Source organism: Nocardia sp. NPDC050710, assembly GCF_040654375.1.
Lineage (GTDB): Bacteria > Actinomycetota > Actinomycetes > Mycobacteriales > Mycobacteriaceae > Nocardia.
The window spans coordinates 193,696-212,346 of the sequence record NZ_JBFAHV010000012.1; the positions used below are offsets into that span (position 1 = coordinate 193,696).

Below are 18,651 nucleotides of genomic sequence, written 5' to 3' on the forward strand. Positions count from 1 at the left end.
CTCCTCACAGCTCGGCGACGGACGGAACCGGCGTGTCCCCGTCGAGCCCGCGGTAGATGCGTTCGGGTGTGAACGGCAGCGCGCGATACCGGAGGCCCGTCGCGTCGGCCAGCGCGTTGGCCAGCGCGGGCGCCACCGGGTTGATACAGCACTCCGCCATACCCTTCGCCCGCATCGGCCCGACCGAATCCGTCGAGTCGACCAACAGCACCTCGGTGCGCGGAATATCGGCGTAGGTGGGGATACGGTAGTTGCGCAGATTCGGGTTGATCATGACGCCGTGCTCGTCGACGTGGAAGTTCTCGGTGAGCGCGAACCCGATGCCCTGGGCGACGCCGCCCTCGATCTGGCCGCGCACCTGCGCCGGGTTGATGACGACTCCGGCATCTGTGGCGTGCACGCTGTAGAGGATGCGGATCTGTCCCGTCACCCGGTGGACGGCGATCCGGAAGCCGTGGGTGTTGAATACGACGCTGCGCGGCGACCCGAATGCCTTGCGGGCCTCGGTCAACCGGGTACCGCGTCGGCGTGCCACGTCGACCAGCTCGAGCAGCGACACCCGGTTGCCGCCGCATACGACCCCGTCGTCGTCCATCGCACACGCGGCGATATCGACGTGCGCGTGGGCGGCGGCGACAGTCAAGACGCGGTCGCGCAGGGCCTCGGCCGCCCGCTGCACCGCGTTTCCGGCGACGAACAGACCTGCGCTGGCGAACGCCCCCGTATCGAAACCCGTTCGGTCCGTATCGGATTGGACCAGGCGCACCCGTGACGGTGTGGTGCCGAGCTGGTTGGCGGCGATCTGCACGTGGGCGGTCGAGGTCCCCTCACCGAATTCGACGGTGCCGACGGCGAGTTCGTAGACGCCGTCCTCGCCGAGGGTCAGCCAAGCCTCGGAGAGGTGGTCGGTCGGGGGCGCGGTCTCGTGGAGTGAGCTGGCGGCGCCGGTGCCGATCAGCCACCCATCTCCCGGTGGCGGTTCGGCCGTGTTGCGCCGCAGAGCGTCGTCGACGAGATCGATGCAGCGCAGGAGACCGTCCTCGCCGAACGTGACATCGTCGGGGCCGTCGTCATAGGCGACGAGGGCATCGCCGGGACGCACGATATTGCGCCGCCGCAGCTCGAGCGGATCCATTCCGAGCGCGACCGCCAGCTCGTGCACGGCGGACTCCACCGCGAATGCGGGCTGGGTCATCCCGTACCCGCGCAGCGCGCCGCTGGGCACGGTATTCGTGTAGACCGAATATCCGTCGAATTTCTTATTGGGGCAGCGGTAGGTCGCGATGGCGGTCCCACCGGCGAACAGCGTCTCGCCGCCGTGGTTACCGTAGGCCCCCGTATTCGACACATTGCGGACCTGGACGGCGGTGAGCGTGCCATCGGATCGTGCGCCGAGCTTGACCGTCAACGTCATCGGATGCCGCGGTGACGCCGTCGTGAACTCCTCCTCGCGGGTGAACTCGAGGCATACCGGCCGACCGGTGTCCAATGCGGCCAAGGCGACCAGATCCTCGGTGATCACCTCCTGTTTGCCACCGAATCCACCACCGACCCGCTCGCAGAACACCCGCAGCTGATCGGGCCGCAGGTCGAAGAGATAGCCGAGTTTGGCCTTGGCGATCGACGGGGACTGCGAACTGGTGCGCACGTGCAGGCGACCGTCCCGCATCCACGCGATCGAGCCATGTGTCTCGAGATGCGCGTGCTGCACGCGGGGCGAGGAATACGTGCCCTCGTGGATCACCTCGGCCTCGACGAAACCCGCCTCGACATCACCGACGTGCCCGTGGATCTCGAGCAGGATGTTGTGTTCGGGATCTCGCACGAACGGGTCGTGGGAGCCGTGCAACCGGGGCGCGCCGTCGGCCATCGCCTCCTCCGGTTCGAAAACCGCGCGCAGCACCTCGTACTCCACGACAACCTTGCGGCAGCCCTCCTCCGCCGCCCCGACGGTATCGGCCAGCACCGCGACCACCCGTTGACCGACGAAGCGCACCGTGTCGTCGAGGATGTAGGTATCGCTGGGATCGACGAGGTGATCGGTATGTATCGCGGTCGTGAAGTGCTTGCGCGGCACATCCTTCCAGCTGTAGACCCGCCGTACACCGGGGACCGCGAGCGCGGCCGTCTCATTAATGGACACGATGCGGGCATGGGCGTGCGGCGAGCGCAGCACCTTCAGATGCAGCATGCCCTCGATCGCGGTATCCATCGTGAACTCCGCGCGGCCCGTCACCACCTCGGTCCCCGCCGGAGCTCCGACGCTGGCGCCGACGGCCCGGCCCGGCAGGGCGGCCTCGATCCCGGCGATACCGTTCACCGCATCCTCGATCGCGCGGTAGCCGGTGCAGCGGCACAGGTTGCCCTTCAGCGCACGCGGCAGGTCCTGCTTCTGCGCGTCGGTGAGGGCCGCCGCGGTCATGATCATGCCCGCGGTGCAGAAGCCGCATTGGAAGCCCGGCGCGTCACGGAACTGCCGCTGCATCGGGTGCGGGTCCGCGGGCGAGCCGAGGCCCTCGATCGTCGTGACCGCACGCCCCTCCGCGCGGAATGCGGGCGTGATGCAACTGTGTACGGGATCTCCGTCCAACCACACCGTGCAGGCGCCGCAATCGCCTGCGTCGCAGCCTTTCTTGACCCCGTGGCAGCCGAGCGAGCGCAGGAAGGTGCGCAGGCATTGACCGGGATTCGGCTCGTCCTCGAAGGTATTTCCGTTCACGATGTACGTCACGGCGCCTCACCCTCGGTGAGCTCGACGCGGATCTCCTCGGCGAAATGCCGGGCCAGGTGGTGACGGTGGTCGGGCGTGCCATTGGGGTCGCTGAACCACAGGTCTTCGGGTATGGCGTCGATACTCTGTCGCAGCTCCTCGGCGTCGGGCATGCTGTCGAATGCCAAGCGCACCGGACGCGTGGTGCCCGCGGTGACAGTGAGCAGCAGGTCGGCGGTGCCGGGCGTCTGGGTGGCGATCATGAACAGCGTCGAACGTCCCAGCTCGGTCAATGTGAAACGCCGATGGGCATGCCGCTTGCGCAGTGCGCCGACCGGAATATCGACGCGCCGGAGAATCTCGCCCGGGTCGAGGACGTTCTCGTGGTTCCCCGTGACGAAATCGGCCGCATCGATCACGCGTTCGGATCCATCGGCGGCCCACACCGTGTACGTGGCCTCGAGCGCGACCGTCAAGGTGATCATCGGACCCGCGGGCAGCGACAGGCAGATATTGCCGCCCACCGTCGCCGCGTTCCACACCTTGAACGAGGACAGGAATGCCTCGCAACAGGTGGCCAACAGCGCGCTCGCGCGCCAGTCGCTCAGGGGCGTAAAGGCATTCAACTCACGGATGGTGCACGTCGCACCGATCTCCAGTCCGGCGGCGCTGGGCACCATGCTGTCCCAACCGAGCGAGGTGAGGTCGATGAGCCGGCGCAGATCCGGTTGCTCGGCCGAGAACAACCACGTCCCCCCGGCCAGCCACGCATCGCCCTCGCGCCAGGTCGCGCCCGGTCGGTCGAGGGGGCGCCGAACGATATCGGTGATCGTATTGAGATCCATAGCGCTGCTCCCTCGAAGAAGGTGCCGTGCTGCCGATCGCCCGAGTCCGATCGCGACCCTGATCCGCCCTGTCCAGGGCATAGCCGTTCCCGCACTCGCCTCGACTCAACGTACCCGACCGACCACCCCTCCCACCCCCGAACTCGCTACACCCGCCGCCGCCCCGCCCTGGTCAGGCCGCGCTGATCCCCTCGAGCGCTGCGGCGATCTCGACCCGGCTGGTGATGCCGGGGCGAGGATAGATCCGGTACAGGTGCGCCGACGGTGCGATGTGACAGATAGAGCTTTTCGGCGATCTGGCGATTGCTGAGGCCTTCGGCGGCGAGGGTCGCGAATGCAGTTCTTGGGAGGTGAGTTGGTCGCGGGCGGTGGGGGTGCGCCGGGTGCTGGTTTCGCCTGCGGCACGCAGTTCGTTGCGGGCGGCTTCGGCCCAGGGGTCGGCGCCCAGCGCGTCGAAGCTGTCGTGGGCCGCGCGCAGTGGTCCACCGGCCTCGGACATGCGACGCAGGCGACGGCCGTGATGGAGCTGTAGGCGGGCGCGATCGAGGGGCCAGGAGCCGACCGGGCCGTTGAGCGCCGCGGCGTACACGGCGTCGGCGGTGGTGTCGCCGGCGAGGACCGCTCGGCTGTACTCGTCGACGACGGTGAGCATGGCGGCGGGCAGTCGCATCGGCGAAGGAGCGTCCTCGGCCCGATCGCAATCGAAATCGACGGCGTTCCAGTCGATCTGGCCGGTCGATTGACACGCAGGGTGCTGGCGGCGGGCGGCAGTGCCCCTGAGGACCTGATCGAGCAGGTGTGGGGTGACGCGAGACCCGGAAATGTCATCCAAGCCCTACGCGCGATCATCTGGCGGCTGCGCGCCGGATTGGGGCCCGACATCGGACCGCGTTACCTCGTGCGCGACCGAACCGGATACGTCTTGACCATCCCCGGATCACTCACCGACCGTTGGGAACTACCGACCCGGGTCGCCCACGGACTGCGTCACCTCACCGACGGCGAACCGGCCGCCGCGGTCGCCGACCTCGAATCGGCCGTCGCACTGTGGCGCGGTGAACCCTGGCAAGACCTCTCCCCCGCACCGGAACTCGCCGGTATCCGAGCCAGCCTCGCCGAATTCCACGATGTCGCCATCGAAGAACTCCAAGCGGCGCGCATCGCCGCCGACATCACCCGCGCCATCGCGGCACTCACCGCCGCCGCCGTCGCCACCCCCGTACCGCGAACGCCGTTGGGAACTACTGGCACTCGGGAGGCACGGCACTACACGCTGACGGAGACGTCTCTCGTGGGACTCGTGGTATTCGGAATGGACGCCGCGAAGGCTGTCGCATTGTCCATACGCTCTTGCCGACTGGTACCGGCACTTCGTTCGTAGTATTGGTCGAAGGCCGCCGCGCCTGCGGCAGGCGATATCGCGGCCCTACTTCTGAATTTCGCGAATGCGGACGATTCGCTGCCGTGCAGTTCTTTCATCATGAAATCGACCTGCACCTTCCATTCGCCCACTCGGTTACCCGCGAAAGCCCGCAGCGCGTCGTCCCGGCCACCTTCCCACTGGATCAGACCTATGGCACCCTCAGCCGAGTTGTATGCGCCGGTATCGAAGCTGGATTCGGTCTGCATATTACCGAGGATGGCGGTCGCTTCATTGTGCGTCAGGCCGTATTGATCCCGGAGGTACCGATAGATATCTTCTGCTGTCGCCCGCTGGCCGCTGGATATCGGCTTGGCATTCCCCGCGGATCCGTTGTACGAGACCGGACTACCCGCGCCGGAGCCGCCGCCGAAGCCACCGGGTGGCGGATAGCTGTTTCCGGCAGGGGAGGGAGCGTTCCTTCTGTGGGTGGCAGTGGAACCGCCGATCCCCTCGGCCTGTTGCCAGATCTTCCCCTGGGCTTCGACTACCTTGTCATGGGTCTTGTCGACAGCCTTGCCCACGGACGACATGAGGCTGGCCTCGGCACTCGCCGTCAGACGGTACGGAGGATTCGGATTCTCCTTTGTCACCGGATCCCGAACCGGAGCAGGTGCATCATTCAACGCGTTCCTGAGTTCGGTGACATAACCCTGGATGTCGGAGAACGCGCTCGCAGCGATTCCCGATGTCGCAAAGGTGGAGGTGTCCACACCGCCATCGGTGACCTGTATCGCTTCCTTGGCGTCGCTGACCGTCTTCGCCAACTTGCCATAGTCCTTGACCATCACGCCGCCGGACTTGTCGTCGAGTTCGACGACCTTGCCGTCGCCTTCCAAGCGCTTCGAGAAATCGGGAACGGTGGTCTTCCCCGAGCCGAGCACGAAAAGCGAGGCCTCGATCGCCCTCCCACCCCAATCAATGAAGTTCCGCAGCACCGGCGACGATCCATCGGGATGCTTCAGGGGCATCACCTTGTAACGCTCACCGGCCATCGGGGCTCCGCTTCTCCTCGGGTACCGCCTGCGCACCCACTGCTCACCACAGACTGTCGGGCGGCCGCCGTGTGGCCGCCTTCCATAACTGCCCTGTTCGAGTATCGACCATCCCCCGCACTGGGAAATGTGAAAGACCCACGCCCCCCATGAACATGATCCCGAGTCGATACGCCCTCGCCGAGGCAGTTGGCAGGTGCGCCCTGGGCCTTATCGGCAGCCGAGTCGTCGACAGGGTGCCGGGCGGCCGATCGCAGCCCCTTGTGTCACCCGGCGGCGTTCGGATTCATGGATCGGTCGAGAGCGGCACCTTCGAGGCGTGACCTATCGGGGATACTCTTATGTCGGTGAGTTTGCGTGTCCCATCCAATCGAGGAGGGTCGGCATGTCGGCGTATCCGGACCCGCGGGATCCCCGCGTCGAGGAGGACATCCGCGAAGCGGTGCAGCGGGCACGTGCGTCAGCACTGGGCTCATGTATGTCCGAACAGGACATCACCAACCTGGCCACCGGCTATCTGAATGTGGCCGGCGCGAGCACCCCGGGCATCGAACTCGACATCCAACGGGAAGTGCGTCGCCAGTCCGGCACCGATTGGACCGTACAAGACCGACGCGGCCGCGACGAGGGGCCACCACCCACCACACCGGCGGAACCCAGCCCCCGTGTGGACGCCCCGGACCCGGTCTTCGGTGTGACGGTGGACCATTGGTGCACCGACCAGGAAATCCACGGCATCCAGGGCTATGCCCTCTACGACAGCACCATGATGCAGAGCCGCTACGACCCCACCTGCCCGTCGGAGTTCTACAGCGGCTACCTCACCGCGCTCGTGGGCCTGATGCAATCCGTGGCACCCCACGACACACTCGCCCGCTATCGGTCGGTCGTCGAAACCATCGACCGAACCTTCAAGACCTGGCCCGGCTCCCCGGACCGATCCAGCGGTGTCGCCTTCGCATTGACAAACGCCTGGGAGTACGCCAATTCCGGCGCCTCGGTCATACAGATCCTCGCCCACCTACGCGGCGAGATCGCCTGCATCGCAGACTGTTTCCAAATAGCTCGCGCCGACGGTCGGTAATCTCGATCGACCCGGTGGAAGGTAGCGGGCGACGACCTATCCCGGCCACGATGGGCAGTGCCAGGTGCCGCCTCCACGAGAAACGGTTCGGCATGCGGCAGCGGTGCTCCCCGAACGCGATCACCCATGCTGCCCACACACACTCGACCAGCCCCCCGAGCTCCGAGTATGCCCTGGAACCGAGCCGGTGGAGCTGCTGTGAATCGAAAATCGTTATGGACGCTGAACACTCGTGGATGTCTGCGCTTGGGCAATGATCGCAGAGCCCATCCACCGCCGTAGATATCGCCGCAGATCGTCTTGGCTCCGTGGCGGATTGCCAGGAGAGACGAAGAACGACTGCATTGTCCGTAGGAGGTATTCGACGAGCTCGTACAGCGATTCGTCGTCGTATCCGTAACTCTCCCAATCGACATCGAAGCGTTTGATCATTGTCATTCCGAAGGCTTGGGCTTCTTCGGAGGTGAGGCTGTCGGGATGCGCGTTCGAATATGTGCCCGAGAGCAGAATGCCCAGGTGGGGCGTTCGAGGTACCTCGGACAGCGTGAAGACCACTCCTTCGGTCATTGCCTCGATGGGGTCTTCGATACCACTTACCTGCTGCGCCAACCTATCCAGGAAGCCGTCGACCGACGCGATGGCCGCGGCCCGCATCAGAGCATCCGCGCTGGGGAAGTATCGGTACACCGTCTGGCGAATGACGCCGAGGGCCTCCGCGACGTCGCCGATACTGATTTCGGAACCCGTTCGCCCGATCAGTTCGACCGCGGCGGCGACAATTCGACGCGACGCTTCGTCGTCGCTGTTCGGCGGACTTCCGCCCCATCCGCGCCTTCGTGCCACCGCTCGTTTCCTCGGCTCGAACCATGTCCATCGGGTGTGAAACCGTCCGCACGCCGTACCCATCCACTGTCCGGATCAGGCGCTCGACGGTATCACAGGCCCACCGCCTGACCGCCATCGGCGCAGGTCAGTGCGGCATTAGCAATTGTTATCATACACGTCGACGTTCTTGTGTATGGTGACTGAATCATGGCCTCGCCACAGCCGAGCGGGCCAGACAGCTTCCGAAAGACAAGGCATAGCCCCATGACCGACCTGCATGTCCGAAAGATGCGATTCGCATTCGAGGACTACGACGTGCCCTTCCTGTGGAACGAAAAGAATCCGGCCTTCTCGTCCATGGCCAATGCGGTGTCCTTGCTGGCGATCGGCTTCGAGAAGATGATCGTCAATATGATTCGCGAGGCCATGCCGCGGATCACCGATCCCGCGATCGCGGAGGAGGCCGACGCGTTCGTGCGGCAGGAGGGACAGCACTCCACCGCCCACCGGCAGCATGTCAATGGCCTGATCAGGCAGTACCCACGGCTGCAAGAGACGCTGAACGCGGTGATCGCGGAATTCGACCGCCTCACCGTGAACACGCCCCTCGAATACCGGCTCGCTTACACCGCCGATCTGGAGGCGACCTTCACCCCGGTGTTCAAACTGATGCTCGACAATGACGCGACCCTGTTCCAGCCGGGAGACGACCGTGTCGCATCACTGTTCATCTGGCACTTCGTCGAAGAAGTCGAACATCGAAGTTCCGCGCTCATCATCTTCGATTCCGTTGTCGGCAGCGATATCTACCGCATGCGCATGGCCCCATCGATCTTCCGGCACGTCATGAGAGTCCTGCGGGTGGCCTGCGCGGGCTTCAACAACCATGTCCCGCTGGAGGATCGGAAGGTCGATGCGATGTCGATGTTCGCCACATACCGGCGGATACAACAGCTACGCAAGTGGTTGCCGCTGCTGAAGGCGCAGGACAACGGCCCGATGCCGCGCGCCTTCGACCATCTGCCGCTCGGTGAGCAGCTCATCGCGTTGGCGGGCATCATTCGCAGTCAGTTGCCGAAGCACAATCCGGATCACGAGAAGCTGCCCGCATTGGCCGACGTATGGTTCCGACGCTACGAGGCCGGATACGACGTCTCGCACTGGTACACCGCCACCTCGCGGGAGCAGTAATGACCGATCTCTGCGCACCTACATTCCAACAACTCGCGACCGAGCTCGGCTTCTCGTGTGAGGAGGCCGGTGGGCTCGTCGAGCTGAGAAATCCCTTTGCACTGGAGAACTGGACGCTACCGGTCCTCGAGTTCACTATCATCCTGGGCGCGGTGCTCGCGCTGATCTACGCGATCATGCGCTCGCGTCGCCATGGCGATCCGACCAATCTGGTGGTCTGGTTCGGCGCGACCGCGTACCTGTTCATCATCGAACCGCCCCTGTACTTCCCCGCGGCCTTCGGCATCGACGAACACGTCGACACCATGTTCGCGCACAATGTCTTCACCGTGGATTTCCTCTGGGGCCGGCTCCCGCTCTACATTGTCGCGATCTACCCCTTCATGGCCACCCTGGCCTTCGAAATCGTCAGAATGCTCGGGGTTTTCCGCCAGTACGGCGTCCTCGTCGGCGCGGCCTGCGTGGGCTTCGTCCACCACGCCTTCTACGAAATCTTCGACCAGCTCGGACCGCAGCTGCGGTGGTGGGAGTGGTCGACCGAAAATCCGCTCAACCAACCGATGTTCGACTCGGTCCCCCTCCCCAGCGTGGTGGTATTCGCGGCCCTGTGGCCCATGTCCCTGGCCTTCTGCACCCAACTATTCGTCGGCCGCCACATCGACCGAGGCCGAACCTTCACCGGCCCGCAATTGTTCTGGCGCACCCTCGTCATCGGCATACTAGGATCCATCGGTACGGCCGTATTACCGATCCCCGCAACGGTATTCGGCGTCGGTAACTCCACCGTACGAGGCTTCCTCTACGCCGCCGAACTAGTAATAGTCAGCCTCGCCGCCGCCACGATACTGATACGCCAATGGCGGCGCCTGCGCCAAAACCATTCGGGAACAACCGTCTACACGAACAACTTCATCCGCTTCTACAGCATCGCCTACCTGTCTGTCATGGCATTGCTCTGGGCAACCGCCCTACCCGACTTCCTCTCCGCCGCCGACGGTTCGACAAAGAATGGCGACCCCATCGGCAACCTCTGGTACACCCTCATGTGCTTCGCCCTCGCAACCCTCTGCGTGGTCGCCACATTCACGGTGCCGAACCGCAGCACGAAGACCGACGACCCGTCCGTCAGCGAAGAGCCGGCCACACAGGCAGCGCACTGACCGAGCTTCCGACAGCCGAACAAAACACTTCGTTGCCTTGGCGCAGCAGCAGAGGTTGTCAGTTTGTCCGGAAGATCGCGATGGCCGATTCAGCCGTGGGTATTGCGAGGTCGCATGAGGTGCTTTGGACTTCCACGGCCATCAGGTCGTAGGGAGCCTCTCGCTTGGGAGTGGGGAGCAGCAGGCCGACAAAAGCCGTGATCCGGCACCAGCCTCCGCTGGTGTTCTCGATGGCGGGGACTCCATCGACGCGGACTCTTCGCCGGCCGTCGCTGAGTGGATACGACGCGTCGGTGGCTCGGCGCCTGGATTCGTAGAGGAGTTCGACTTCCTGGCTCGCGGAGTAGCGCTTTGGATCGTCGAGAGTGAAGACGCACTCGTACAGAGAGGTTTTGGCGTCCAGGTAGGGCGTGTGTCCTTCGCCGACACCGGCGAGACCGGCGCACGGGTCGAGTGTCGCGGCCGAGCGCCGGGAGAGGTTGCTCTCGAATACGTGCACCGAAGACCGAGCGATCTTCTCCACCGCAGGACAATTGGCGCGGCCGCCGTTGCCGACCATCTCGGAGAAGGTGAGAAACGCTTTCAGGCCGTCATCGATCTGCTTGATCGGCACTGTGATCGCGCACCCGCCGCTGTCGACGGTCTGGATCGCTTCGTGCCCGGCTACATCGAACGTCCGTGCTCCGTCCGGTACACGATCTGTCGGTGTGCCGACGGTGATGTCCACAAAGATTGCGGAGGTCCTGGTCTCGGCCAAGAAGTCGTCGAAGGATGCGACGCAGCGACCCATGTCTTGGGCCGGCATGACGCGCGCGGATCCGACCTCGGCTACGGCCGCGGTATCGAACAGATCGCACGGATCGATCGCGCGCAGTTCGTCGAACGCATCGAGCCTGGCCTGGGATCCTTGCGGCTGAACCCGGCTGCGGTAGGTGCTGCTCGGTGTCGTCGGCGGCACGCCGCGGCCGATCTCCGGCGCCGATTCGAAGGCCGGGGTGTCGGTAGCTGCCGCGCCGACGGCCGTCGGATCGGATGTGCCACTCGCACAGGCGCAGAGGAGAGTCAGGAGTACGGCGCAAACCGCTGAACTCCGAAAGCTCCTGTATCCCAGCAGCATACTTCCCCCTTCGATCGCGTTCAGCAGATTCATCCTGCAGCGTAGCGGCTGGCTATACCGTGTTCGGGTCCTGCCGGGACCTCAGTAGTTGCGGCGCGGATCCGGGATGATCCGGCCCGCGCGCCTCGATGCCGAGCGACTGAACTGGGTACTCCGCAACCAGCAGCTGAGCCCTGCGGACAGCTATGTGTCGCTGACCTCAACCCAGCATTGGACAAACTGCCGTGCACGTGCGCTGCATCCTGGGTACGGCGAGGGTGAGCAGGCCATAGACCTGACCAGCACTCAGACATCGCAGCGGCGGACATCCACGAGGTTGGGCAAGCCATCGCGACCATGCCCATGTCCCCGCCACAGATCGCGCCAACCGGGCCACGCACCGTCGCTACCGCGAATCTCCACCAGCCCGAAGATCAACTCCCCGACACTCGCATGCACCCACTTCGGCAACAGAATCCTGTTCCCGCCGAGGATGACGACTGGTATCAGCAGCACCGAATAGCTGTACGTTCTCGGGATTTCCACCGCCAGCAGCAACCCCATCGCAACGATCGAGCCGAACTGCAGGACGAAGTCGATCAACGTGGCACCCAGCGACCGCAACTTGCGTGGCGACGGATACCGCGTATCACCTTCGTCCCCATGATACTTCGGCAGAAAATTGGGCAATCTCGCCATCCCGATGACCTCCCCCCGAACTCATCGGGTAATCATGACACGGTCCTACCTGGCCGAGCACATCGCCGGGGAGCGGCTGCCGAGTGGTGGCGGAGGCCCTGCCCCCTGCGGCGAGCAGGACCATGAGAGTCGCTGCCGCAGCATGGAATCGGAGAAGTCTGTTCGACCTCGGTGAGTGAGCGCATCTGGGGAGTTCCCGGAACTTTGTTGGGCGTCGTAGAAATTCGATGGAACCGAACGGATCTGCGGCGCGTCTAAACCGGAAGGCGAAACCGAAGGATCGCTCTGTGATTTGCGCGGTGAGGGTTTCGTTGACAGGGTTGGATCGGACTGGCAGCTGCTTGGGAGTGGGAGGTGTCGATGGTCGGCTTTGATCCAAGCCGTGCCGCAGAGGATTTGGCGCAGTACGCGACAGATTTGGAGCAGAAGGCCCGGCGGTACGGAGAACTGCAAGGTCGGATGGCCGCGGTGTCGGCGTCTGCGTCCAGCGCGGGTGGACGAGTGGCGTCCGGTGGGGCTGCAACACCGTACGTTGCCCCGAAGGTTATGACCGATGTTGCACAGGCGAGCGCCACTTTGACGAAGGCACTGTCTAATATGAAGGCGGCGTTCAAGGACGTCAACACCTATCTGGAACCAGTTGTAAAAGGTTTCGCGACAGCCTCAGACGATAAAAATTGATGCCCGTGTGCCGGGTTGTTCGAAAACATCGCTTCGGCTGTCAGTTGCGGTGAGTGAGAAAGGATTCTTCGTGGGTGCCTATCTGAGCACGTCCGACTTGCCGCTACCTGCGGGGTGGCAGCGAAAGGCGTTCGGGTTGTACCGATATGCGGTATTTCCGTTCGCGATGGGATTGCTCTTTCTGCAGGCCGTGCCCGGCGTGATCTGGGCTGTTCTGACCGGAGAAGAGTCGGTGTCGGAGGGGATTCTGTTCCTTGCCCTCCTTGCCCTCCTTGCCCTCCCTGGTCTCCTGGGCACCGGATTCCTGCTAGCGGCATGGTCGCAGGTTCCACGAAAAGCGCCGGTAGCCGCCGAGATTCGGACTACCGCCGATGGCAGTGCGTTGGTACTACCAGTTCGGCGATATTCGGTTCTGGCCAGAAGTCGTTCCACCGCCGGTATCGAATTGACTCGTGGTCACGTGACGATCAGGTACGGAAAATCGTCAGTAGGCATTGCCTGGGACGATATCTCGGCGATCGAATCCCGTTGCGACAAGGTGCGGTCCACCCGAACCAACGTCATCGATATCGTCCCCCGCGGATCCGAAACCGGCTCCCGAATCATCGACATCCCCCACCCGTTCCTGGCCACCGACCCCACCAGGGTCTACCACCTACTCCGGTTCTATGTCCGCAATCCCGAACTCCGACCGGAACTCGGTACCCAAGCCGGCTTGGACCGATTCCAGCACGGTGGTTATGGATCGGAGATGAGAGTCGATTGATTGCCCGGTCCTATGGCAAAGGTGCCGAGACGCACCGAGCGTCAGGGCTGGATCGTGTTCGGGGTTTTGCTTCCCAGGCAGCTCAGCGCCTGCATGGCCTCGCGCTCTATGCGTGAGAGATCACCGAGAATGGTGCCTGCCTGTACGAGGCACTGCGCATTGCCTGATTCACCGGCTGTCGTGATCAATGCGGCGACTTCCGTCCATAGGGTGGCTGCCTCGGTGTACAGCCTATGGCCGGTGCGCAGGTGGCCGCTGTCGATCAGTTGGGTGCACTCGGCGAGGAAGTCGCGGTAGAAGTTGCGAAACAGGGCGCCGCCGGTGCCGGCCTTCTCCATCAAGAGGGCAGCCTGCAGCAGGTCCCGCTGTGGGTTGTCGGTCCGCTGGAACCATGTTCGCACCAGCTTGCCAGCCTTCTCGATGCCTCGGTGGCCAAGGTTGGCGATGGGCGGGTTGAGGAAGGCGTCGGCGCAGGCGGTGATCGCGGGAATGATCTGACTCCGCGGGGAGAGCGGGTTCCTGGGAGTGGCGAGGGTGAAGGATCGATGCTTGGCGGTCATCGGGCCGCGCGCAGCCCTGGCCTGGGCGAGGCTGGTCAGGCCGGTGGATACCATTCCGCCTTGCTGGTCGGTGTCGACCAGATAGGCGTTGTGGTCGTCGTACCCGTACATGGCGACGATATGACCGCCGAAGTGCACCTTCGACGTGAAGTAGTCCAGGTAGTAGCTGTCGAGCTGCAATCCGACGGGGTGGCCGGCGTCGATGGGGGCAACCACGTTCTCCCAAGCCCTGCGGGGGGAGGTGGTCTCCTGCACCAGCAGCTCCAGCCCGACTCTGGTGGTCAGGTTTCTGGTGAGATCGAGAGGTTTGACCCGTCCCCCGAGGAAGGGGAACCCCATAGTTTTGCTGTCCCAGTAGACGAAGGACAGACCGGAGCCGAGGCCGAAGAGCATGGGCTCGGACAGATCGAGTCCCTGCTGCCGCAACAGCACTCCCAGAGCCGTAGTCTCGCAGTGCTGCGTATCGCGGGTTTCAATGTCTATTACCGTGGTCATGCCATGCTTTCCTGGACGGGGATGATCAGCCGGGTCATCAGCTCTTCTCGCGGTGCCGCTGCCGGCCCGACGACATAGAACTCACGTACGGCGCTCACGAGCGCAGTCCACGCTTGTAGATGCGGCGAAGAGAGCCCCGTCATCATGTTGGACTCTCCCGTAGGGGCAGAGTCCAACGCTGTACCCGCTGGCCCGAAGTCGATCGGCTCCTCACTGTGTCGGGACCGCGCCAAACATGCGTCAGCTTGTCCGATTTCGATGGTGCGCTGGCATTCAGCCGGAAACCGCGCCGAGATTCGCACCGTAGAGCCACCTCGAAAACACCCCGAGGACACCACGAGCGTTCACCGAACGCGGCGACCGCCTGTGGGGCATCGCCTCGCTGCCTGTTGCAGCCCGTCTGTGGTGAATAGTGCGATGGCATCTCGGTTCATCCCCGGAGAAAGAAGTTCCCGAGATGCCATTCGCGCGATCTGAGCCAGCGTTCCACGGGTCGGAGTGAATTTCCTCGTGTGTCAGGCGGATAGGCAGTGCGTTGGTCATTGCCGAGCTCCTGGAGTTTCTGTGCTCGCCGGGAGGCTTCGCAGTCCGACGACGACGCGCTGATACTGCTGGATCGAGTGCAGTTCCCATTGCTCGAGGCCGACTCGCCTGCACCCAACCACGGAAATGAGCAGTCGTTCACAGGCTCTTACCCGGCGACCCCAGCAGTTCCGGTCGACGTCACCGGTGACCGCCGTCTCAGCACCTGGGCGGACAGTACCACAATGGCGACAACGGCCGCGGTAATGATGATCGGAAGAATCATGGTGCCGGCCTGGTCCGCGGCATGGGCGATCGGGTTGGCGAAACCGAGTCGATCGAACGCCCAGCCGAGGGCGGCGATGATTACCAGGAGTGAGCCGCCGACGCGAAGGACCGGCTCAGCTCGGGTGGTGGCCAGTGCCAGTAGTGGCGGCAGGGCGAGCGCGACCAGCAGCAACTGAACGGCCTCGATGCCCAGATTGAACCCGAGCAGACTGAGCGCCAGTTGGCTGGTGGACAACTCCAGTTCGGCCAGGGTGAACGAGAACGCCATACCGTGGATAAGCCCGAATGTCCCGGCGACGACGGCTTCTCGGCCCGGGAACAGTGGCCGGATGGCGTGTGCGCCGCCCACCAGGATCGTCGCGGCGATGAGTGTTTCGACCGGGCGCGCAGGGATCTCCAGCCGACTCAGGGCGCTGACCACGAGCGCAGCGGAGTGCCCCACGGTGAATGCGATTGTGACAGCCAGGATGTGCCGAACGGCGCGACGTGGTCGGTTGTCCGGGTGCCAACGACCGGCCTTGGCTATCAGCACGGCTGGTAGTAGGAGGGTAAACAGAAACAGGAGGTGGTCAGTGCCCTCGAGAATGTGATGGCCACCGAGTATCACCATTCCGACGAATCCCCGCCACACGCTGGCATCGTTCAGATCCACCGATAGGGGTGGCACGGTCATGGACTCGGCGTCCATGCGTACGACGCCGATCTGTCTGCCGTCATTATCGGCATCGACTTGCCCGGCTTGCCAGTCCTGGCGGACCGCGACAATGGCGATATGCGTGACAACCTTGTGGATGACGGCGTCGTAGCCCAATACGAATCGGCGCATGTCGACGCCCGGCGGCGGGGTCAACACTGCATGGACGACGAGTTCCTTGTATGAACCTGTGGCCGTCCGGTCTGCGTAGTCCAGACGCATGTCGCTGATCTGGACGGTCCACGGCACGCCGTCCGGCGTGGCGGGCCGCAAATGGTCGCGCAAATAGCTCGTCAGTCCGGCGGAGTCCTCGGCCGACAGGTCCGGCTTCAAGTTGATGTCGATACCGCTGGCCTCCGCGAGATTGGCTGCGGGTACCAACAATTCTGCGTTGATCGCCGTCTCGCGCACATCGAGCAGAACCTTGCTGCCCGGCATCGGATGCGCTGGTGCGGCAATCGGGTTGTACAGCAATACGATAACTGCACAACCCAGCATGACCAGTACTCTTCGTAGCGTTCGTGTCATGGGCCGATGATGCGCGCTCCACGGGTAGGCCTGAATCGGTCGATCTACCTATCTTCGCGACGGCCCGCATGCGGATAGCCTCTCGTGCCCAAAGAGCCTGGCGACAGACCGGCGGCGGGGCCGGTGATATATGACCGGCCTCGTTGTGCTGCCACGCCGCTAGCTGGTCGAACGCTCACTGGCGCCTGGATCTGCCTGCGCCGCAGCTGCATTCGCGAGTACGAACGCCCGCCCCTACCACCACGAAGCCTGGGTCACCTGGGATTCAGGTGAAGGGCCTACGAGTGGACAGGGCGGGAACCTATTCGAACCGGACCGACATCTTGCCAGACTTCACCGATCTGCGAAGACAGATCGAACTAAGCGGACCGCGGAGATCAAAGACATCAAGGCCGTGGGCGTCGGACGGGCCGAGAAGCAGCTCACAACGGACGAGGCCCCCAGATCGCCTACGAGCGGTGGGTCAACGCGTGCCCAGCGCATCGAGGATCATCGGACGCGCTATCGACAGCGCTTGCTGCCAGTAGGGCCAGGTGTGCGTTCCGTTGACGATGTCGATACGGGCGGCAATTCCCAACGCCGCCACTCGATCACGGAACATCTCGGCGGCAGCCAGTGCCATCGCCTCCAGACCCATCGCGTTCACGGTGTTACCGGCCCCGTTCGGCAGGTCGAGCGGACCAGGCAGGCCATTACCGCACCAGACGTACATCGGCAGTCCGCGCAGCAGCTCGGCCTGCACGGTGGCATCGTTGCGCTTCCAGGCGGAATTCCCGGCCGGACCCCACATGTCGTCCACATTGAAGTTGCCCTCGTCCCACATGGCGGCGCGCATCGCTTCGTTCCAGAGCGGAAACGTCGGGTGCACAAAGCCCGAAAAGGATCCGGCAAACTTGAATTGGTCACGATGGTGGGCGGCCAGCGTCAGCGCGGCGTTGCCCCCCATGGAGGCCCCGACGATCGCGTTGTTGGTTCGCGACACGCCGAACCCTTGCAGGAACGCAGGCAGCTCCCGAGTAAGGAAGGTCTCCCATTTGTACGTCGCTGCCTGATGGTTGGTACTACTCGGGCGGTACCAGTCGGTGTAGAAACTCGAGCGACCGCCGACCGGGAACACCAACGTGACATTGTCGCCCGCGAACTGGCGCAGCGCGTCGGTATCGGTCGTCCACTGGTTGTGGTCGCCCGGCGCACGGAGACCGTCGAGTACGTAGAGGGCCGCACTCCCGCCGCGCGCCGCCCACTGCACCTGGACTTTGATCGGACCCATGCTGGATGGCACGGAGAGCTCCTGAACACCCCCTGCCGGTGCGCGCAAACCCGGTGCGGCAGTGGCCATCGCCGCACCGATCGTCGACACAAGCACAGCTGTCGCAACGACAGTTACGGCCTTCCCGAGCCAACCACGAATCACCCGAGTACCTCCCATTTCTCCCCGGACAATCTACCGCAGACCGAAACCACTGTCGCCCAGTCCAAGTCACCACCGATTGTCGGCGCACCGACGCCGCGACCGGAGGGAGTACAGGCATCCGTGGTTCCGGCGAGCACCATCACCAGCGTCCGCCCCCTCCACGGCCTCAACTTGATCGCAACCCTTGGGCGTCGTTACTTGTCAGCACAATCCGCGGGAGAACACCATGCTCTTGTCGCCTCCGAGGTCGTGCATGACCACCTGTCGCCCGGTTTTGCCATCCCATTCGGAGTAATGCTCGTTCCCGGCATCGTCCTGCAGCCAATCCGCTACGCCACTGCCCTGCCAGTACTGGCTCTTCCAATCGCTCGGCACTCCGGCCTGGAATCGGCCGAGATGCGACTTCGCTTTGAACGAGTCCAGATCGGCGCGTGGCAGCTCGGCAACCACCTCGACAGTCTGATCACTGAGCCCAGCCATGGCACTCTCGGCTGCGACGACTTTCACGCCGTTCGGGAAGTGGATACCGCCACATTCCCAGATCTTCTCGACATCCGAAGGGCCGCTACAACCCGTGAGCACTAGGGGCCGTCCTCAAAGCCATACGAGCAGGGTGGCCAGGTCGAGCATGCCTCGATAAGAGGTCGCGGTCTTGTCGTATCCGGTGGCGATGGCTCG

The 18,651-nt window shown here is 64.0% G+C and carries 17 protein-coding genes; 6 read left to right on the forward strand and 11 right to left on the reverse strand.

The features are described 5' to 3' along the window. Window positions 1–4: 4 nt before the first annotated feature. From AB0H61_RS21815 to AB0H61_RS21825, 3 genes are all read right to left on the reverse strand, one after another. Window positions 5–2,731 (reverse strand): molybdopterin-dependent oxidoreductase, encoded by a 2,727-nt coding sequence (locus tag AB0H61_RS21815; RefSeq protein ID WP_357307259.1) that lies wholly within the window; start codon window positions 2,729–2,731, stop codon window positions 5–7. Continuing rightward, entirely contained in the window at window positions 2,728–3,555 is an 828-nt protein-coding gene (locus AB0H61_RS21820; RefSeq protein ID WP_357307261.1) for an FAD binding domain-containing protein, read from the reverse strand. The genes AB0H61_RS21815 and AB0H61_RS21820 overlap by 4 nt, the downstream gene beginning before the upstream one ends. A 172-nt stretch (window positions 3,556–3,727) precedes the next feature. Continuing rightward, window positions 3,728–4,225, reverse strand: a complete 498-nt coding sequence (locus AB0H61_RS21825; protein ID WP_357307263.1) for a hypothetical protein — start codon at window positions 4,223–4,225, stop codon at window positions 3,728–3,730. A 69-nt stretch (window positions 4,226–4,294) separates the two neighbouring features. On the opposite strand from AB0H61_RS21825, the gene AB0H61_RS21830 reads away from it, so the two are divergent. Further along, the gene (locus tag AB0H61_RS21830; protein WP_357307265.1) at window positions 4,295–4,936 is read left to right on the forward strand and encodes a BTAD domain-containing putative transcriptional regulator; all 642 of its coding nucleotides are present in this window, start codon (window positions 4,295–4,297) and stop codon (window positions 4,934–4,936) included. Here AB0H61_RS21830 and AB0H61_RS21835 read toward each other — a convergent pair. Then, window positions 4,822–5,970: a phage tail tip lysozyme gene (locus AB0H61_RS21835; protein ID WP_357307267.1), complete on the reverse strand. Its 1,149-nt coding sequence runs from the start codon at window positions 5,968–5,970 to the stop codon at window positions 4,822–4,824. The two genes, AB0H61_RS21830 and AB0H61_RS21835, sit on opposite strands and share 115 nt — an antisense overlap. 385 nt (window positions 5,971–6,355) lie before the next feature. Between AB0H61_RS21835 and AB0H61_RS21840 the strand changes: the two genes are divergently transcribed. Continuing rightward, window positions 6,356–7,054, forward strand: a complete 699-nt coding sequence (locus tag AB0H61_RS21840; protein WP_357307269.1) for a hypothetical protein — start codon at window positions 6,356–6,358, stop codon at window positions 7,052–7,054. Window positions 7,055–7,267: 213 nt separating this feature from the next. Here AB0H61_RS21840 and AB0H61_RS21845 read toward each other — a convergent pair whose 3' ends face one another. Further along, window positions 7,268–7,897, reverse strand: a complete 630-nt coding sequence (locus AB0H61_RS21845) for a TetR/AcrR family transcriptional regulator (RefSeq protein WP_357307271.1) — start codon at window positions 7,895–7,897, stop codon at window positions 7,268–7,270. 246 nt (window positions 7,898–8,143) lie between these two features. On the opposite strand from AB0H61_RS21845, the gene AB0H61_RS21850 reads away from it, so the two are divergent. Further along, entirely contained in the window at window positions 8,144–9,070 is a 927-nt protein-coding gene (locus AB0H61_RS21850; RefSeq protein WP_357307273.1) for a metal-dependent hydrolase, read from the forward strand. Beyond that, window positions 9,070–10,230, forward strand: a complete 1,161-nt coding sequence (locus AB0H61_RS21855; protein ID WP_357307275.1) for a hypothetical protein — start codon at window positions 9,070–9,072, stop codon at window positions 10,228–10,230. Before AB0H61_RS21850 ends, AB0H61_RS21855 begins: the two co-directional genes overlap by 1 nt. 58 nt (window positions 10,231–10,288) lie before the next feature. On the opposite strand, the gene AB0H61_RS21860 is transcribed toward AB0H61_RS21855, so the two are convergent. Continuing rightward, on the reverse strand, window positions 10,289–11,035 hold the full coding sequence (locus AB0H61_RS21860; protein WP_357307276.1) for a hypothetical protein: 747 nt from the start codon (window positions 11,033–11,035) through the stop codon (window positions 10,289–10,291). Between the two features lie 597 nt (window positions 11,036–11,632). Further along, the gene (locus AB0H61_RS21865) at window positions 11,633–11,929 is read right to left on the reverse strand and encodes a hypothetical protein (RefSeq protein ID WP_357307277.1); all 297 of its coding nucleotides are present in this window, start codon (window positions 11,927–11,929) and stop codon (window positions 11,633–11,635) included. 450 nt (window positions 11,930–12,379) lie between these two features. On the opposite strand from AB0H61_RS21865, the gene AB0H61_RS21870 reads away from it, so the two are divergent. Next, window positions 12,380–12,706, forward strand: a complete 327-nt coding sequence (locus AB0H61_RS21870) for a hypothetical protein (protein ID WP_357307279.1) — start codon at window positions 12,380–12,382, stop codon at window positions 12,704–12,706. 70 nt (window positions 12,707–12,776) lie between these two features. Beyond that, on the forward strand, window positions 12,777–13,472 hold the full coding sequence (locus AB0H61_RS21875) for a hypothetical protein (protein WP_357307281.1): 696 nt from the start codon (window positions 12,777–12,779) through the stop codon (window positions 13,470–13,472). 41 nt (window positions 13,473–13,513) lie between these two features. Here AB0H61_RS21875 and AB0H61_RS21880 read toward each other — a convergent pair whose 3' ends face one another. From AB0H61_RS21880 to AB0H61_RS21895, 4 genes are all read right to left on the reverse strand, one after another. Then, entirely contained in the window at window positions 13,514–14,527 is a 1,014-nt protein-coding gene (locus AB0H61_RS21880) for a BtrH N-terminal domain-containing protein (RefSeq protein ID WP_357307283.1), read from the reverse strand. Window positions 14,528–15,218: 691 nt separating this feature from the next. Further along, window positions 15,219–16,559 carry a HupE/UreJ family protein gene (locus tag AB0H61_RS21885; RefSeq protein WP_357307285.1) on the reverse strand — a complete coding sequence of 447 codons (1,341 nt, stop codon included), beginning with the start codon at window positions 16,557–16,559 and terminating at the stop codon, window positions 15,219–15,221. Window positions 16,560–17,022: 463 nt separating this feature from the next. After that, on the reverse strand, window positions 17,023–17,988 hold the full coding sequence (locus tag AB0H61_RS21890) for an alpha/beta hydrolase family protein (protein ID WP_357307287.1): 966 nt from the start codon (window positions 17,986–17,988) through the stop codon (window positions 17,023–17,025). Between the two features lie 186 nt (window positions 17,989–18,174). After that, window positions 18,175–18,453, reverse strand: coding sequence for a hypothetical protein (locus tag AB0H61_RS21895; protein ID WP_357307289.1), 279 nt, complete (start codon window positions 18,451–18,453; stop codon window positions 18,175–18,177). Window positions 18,454–18,651 lie beyond the last annotated feature (198 nt).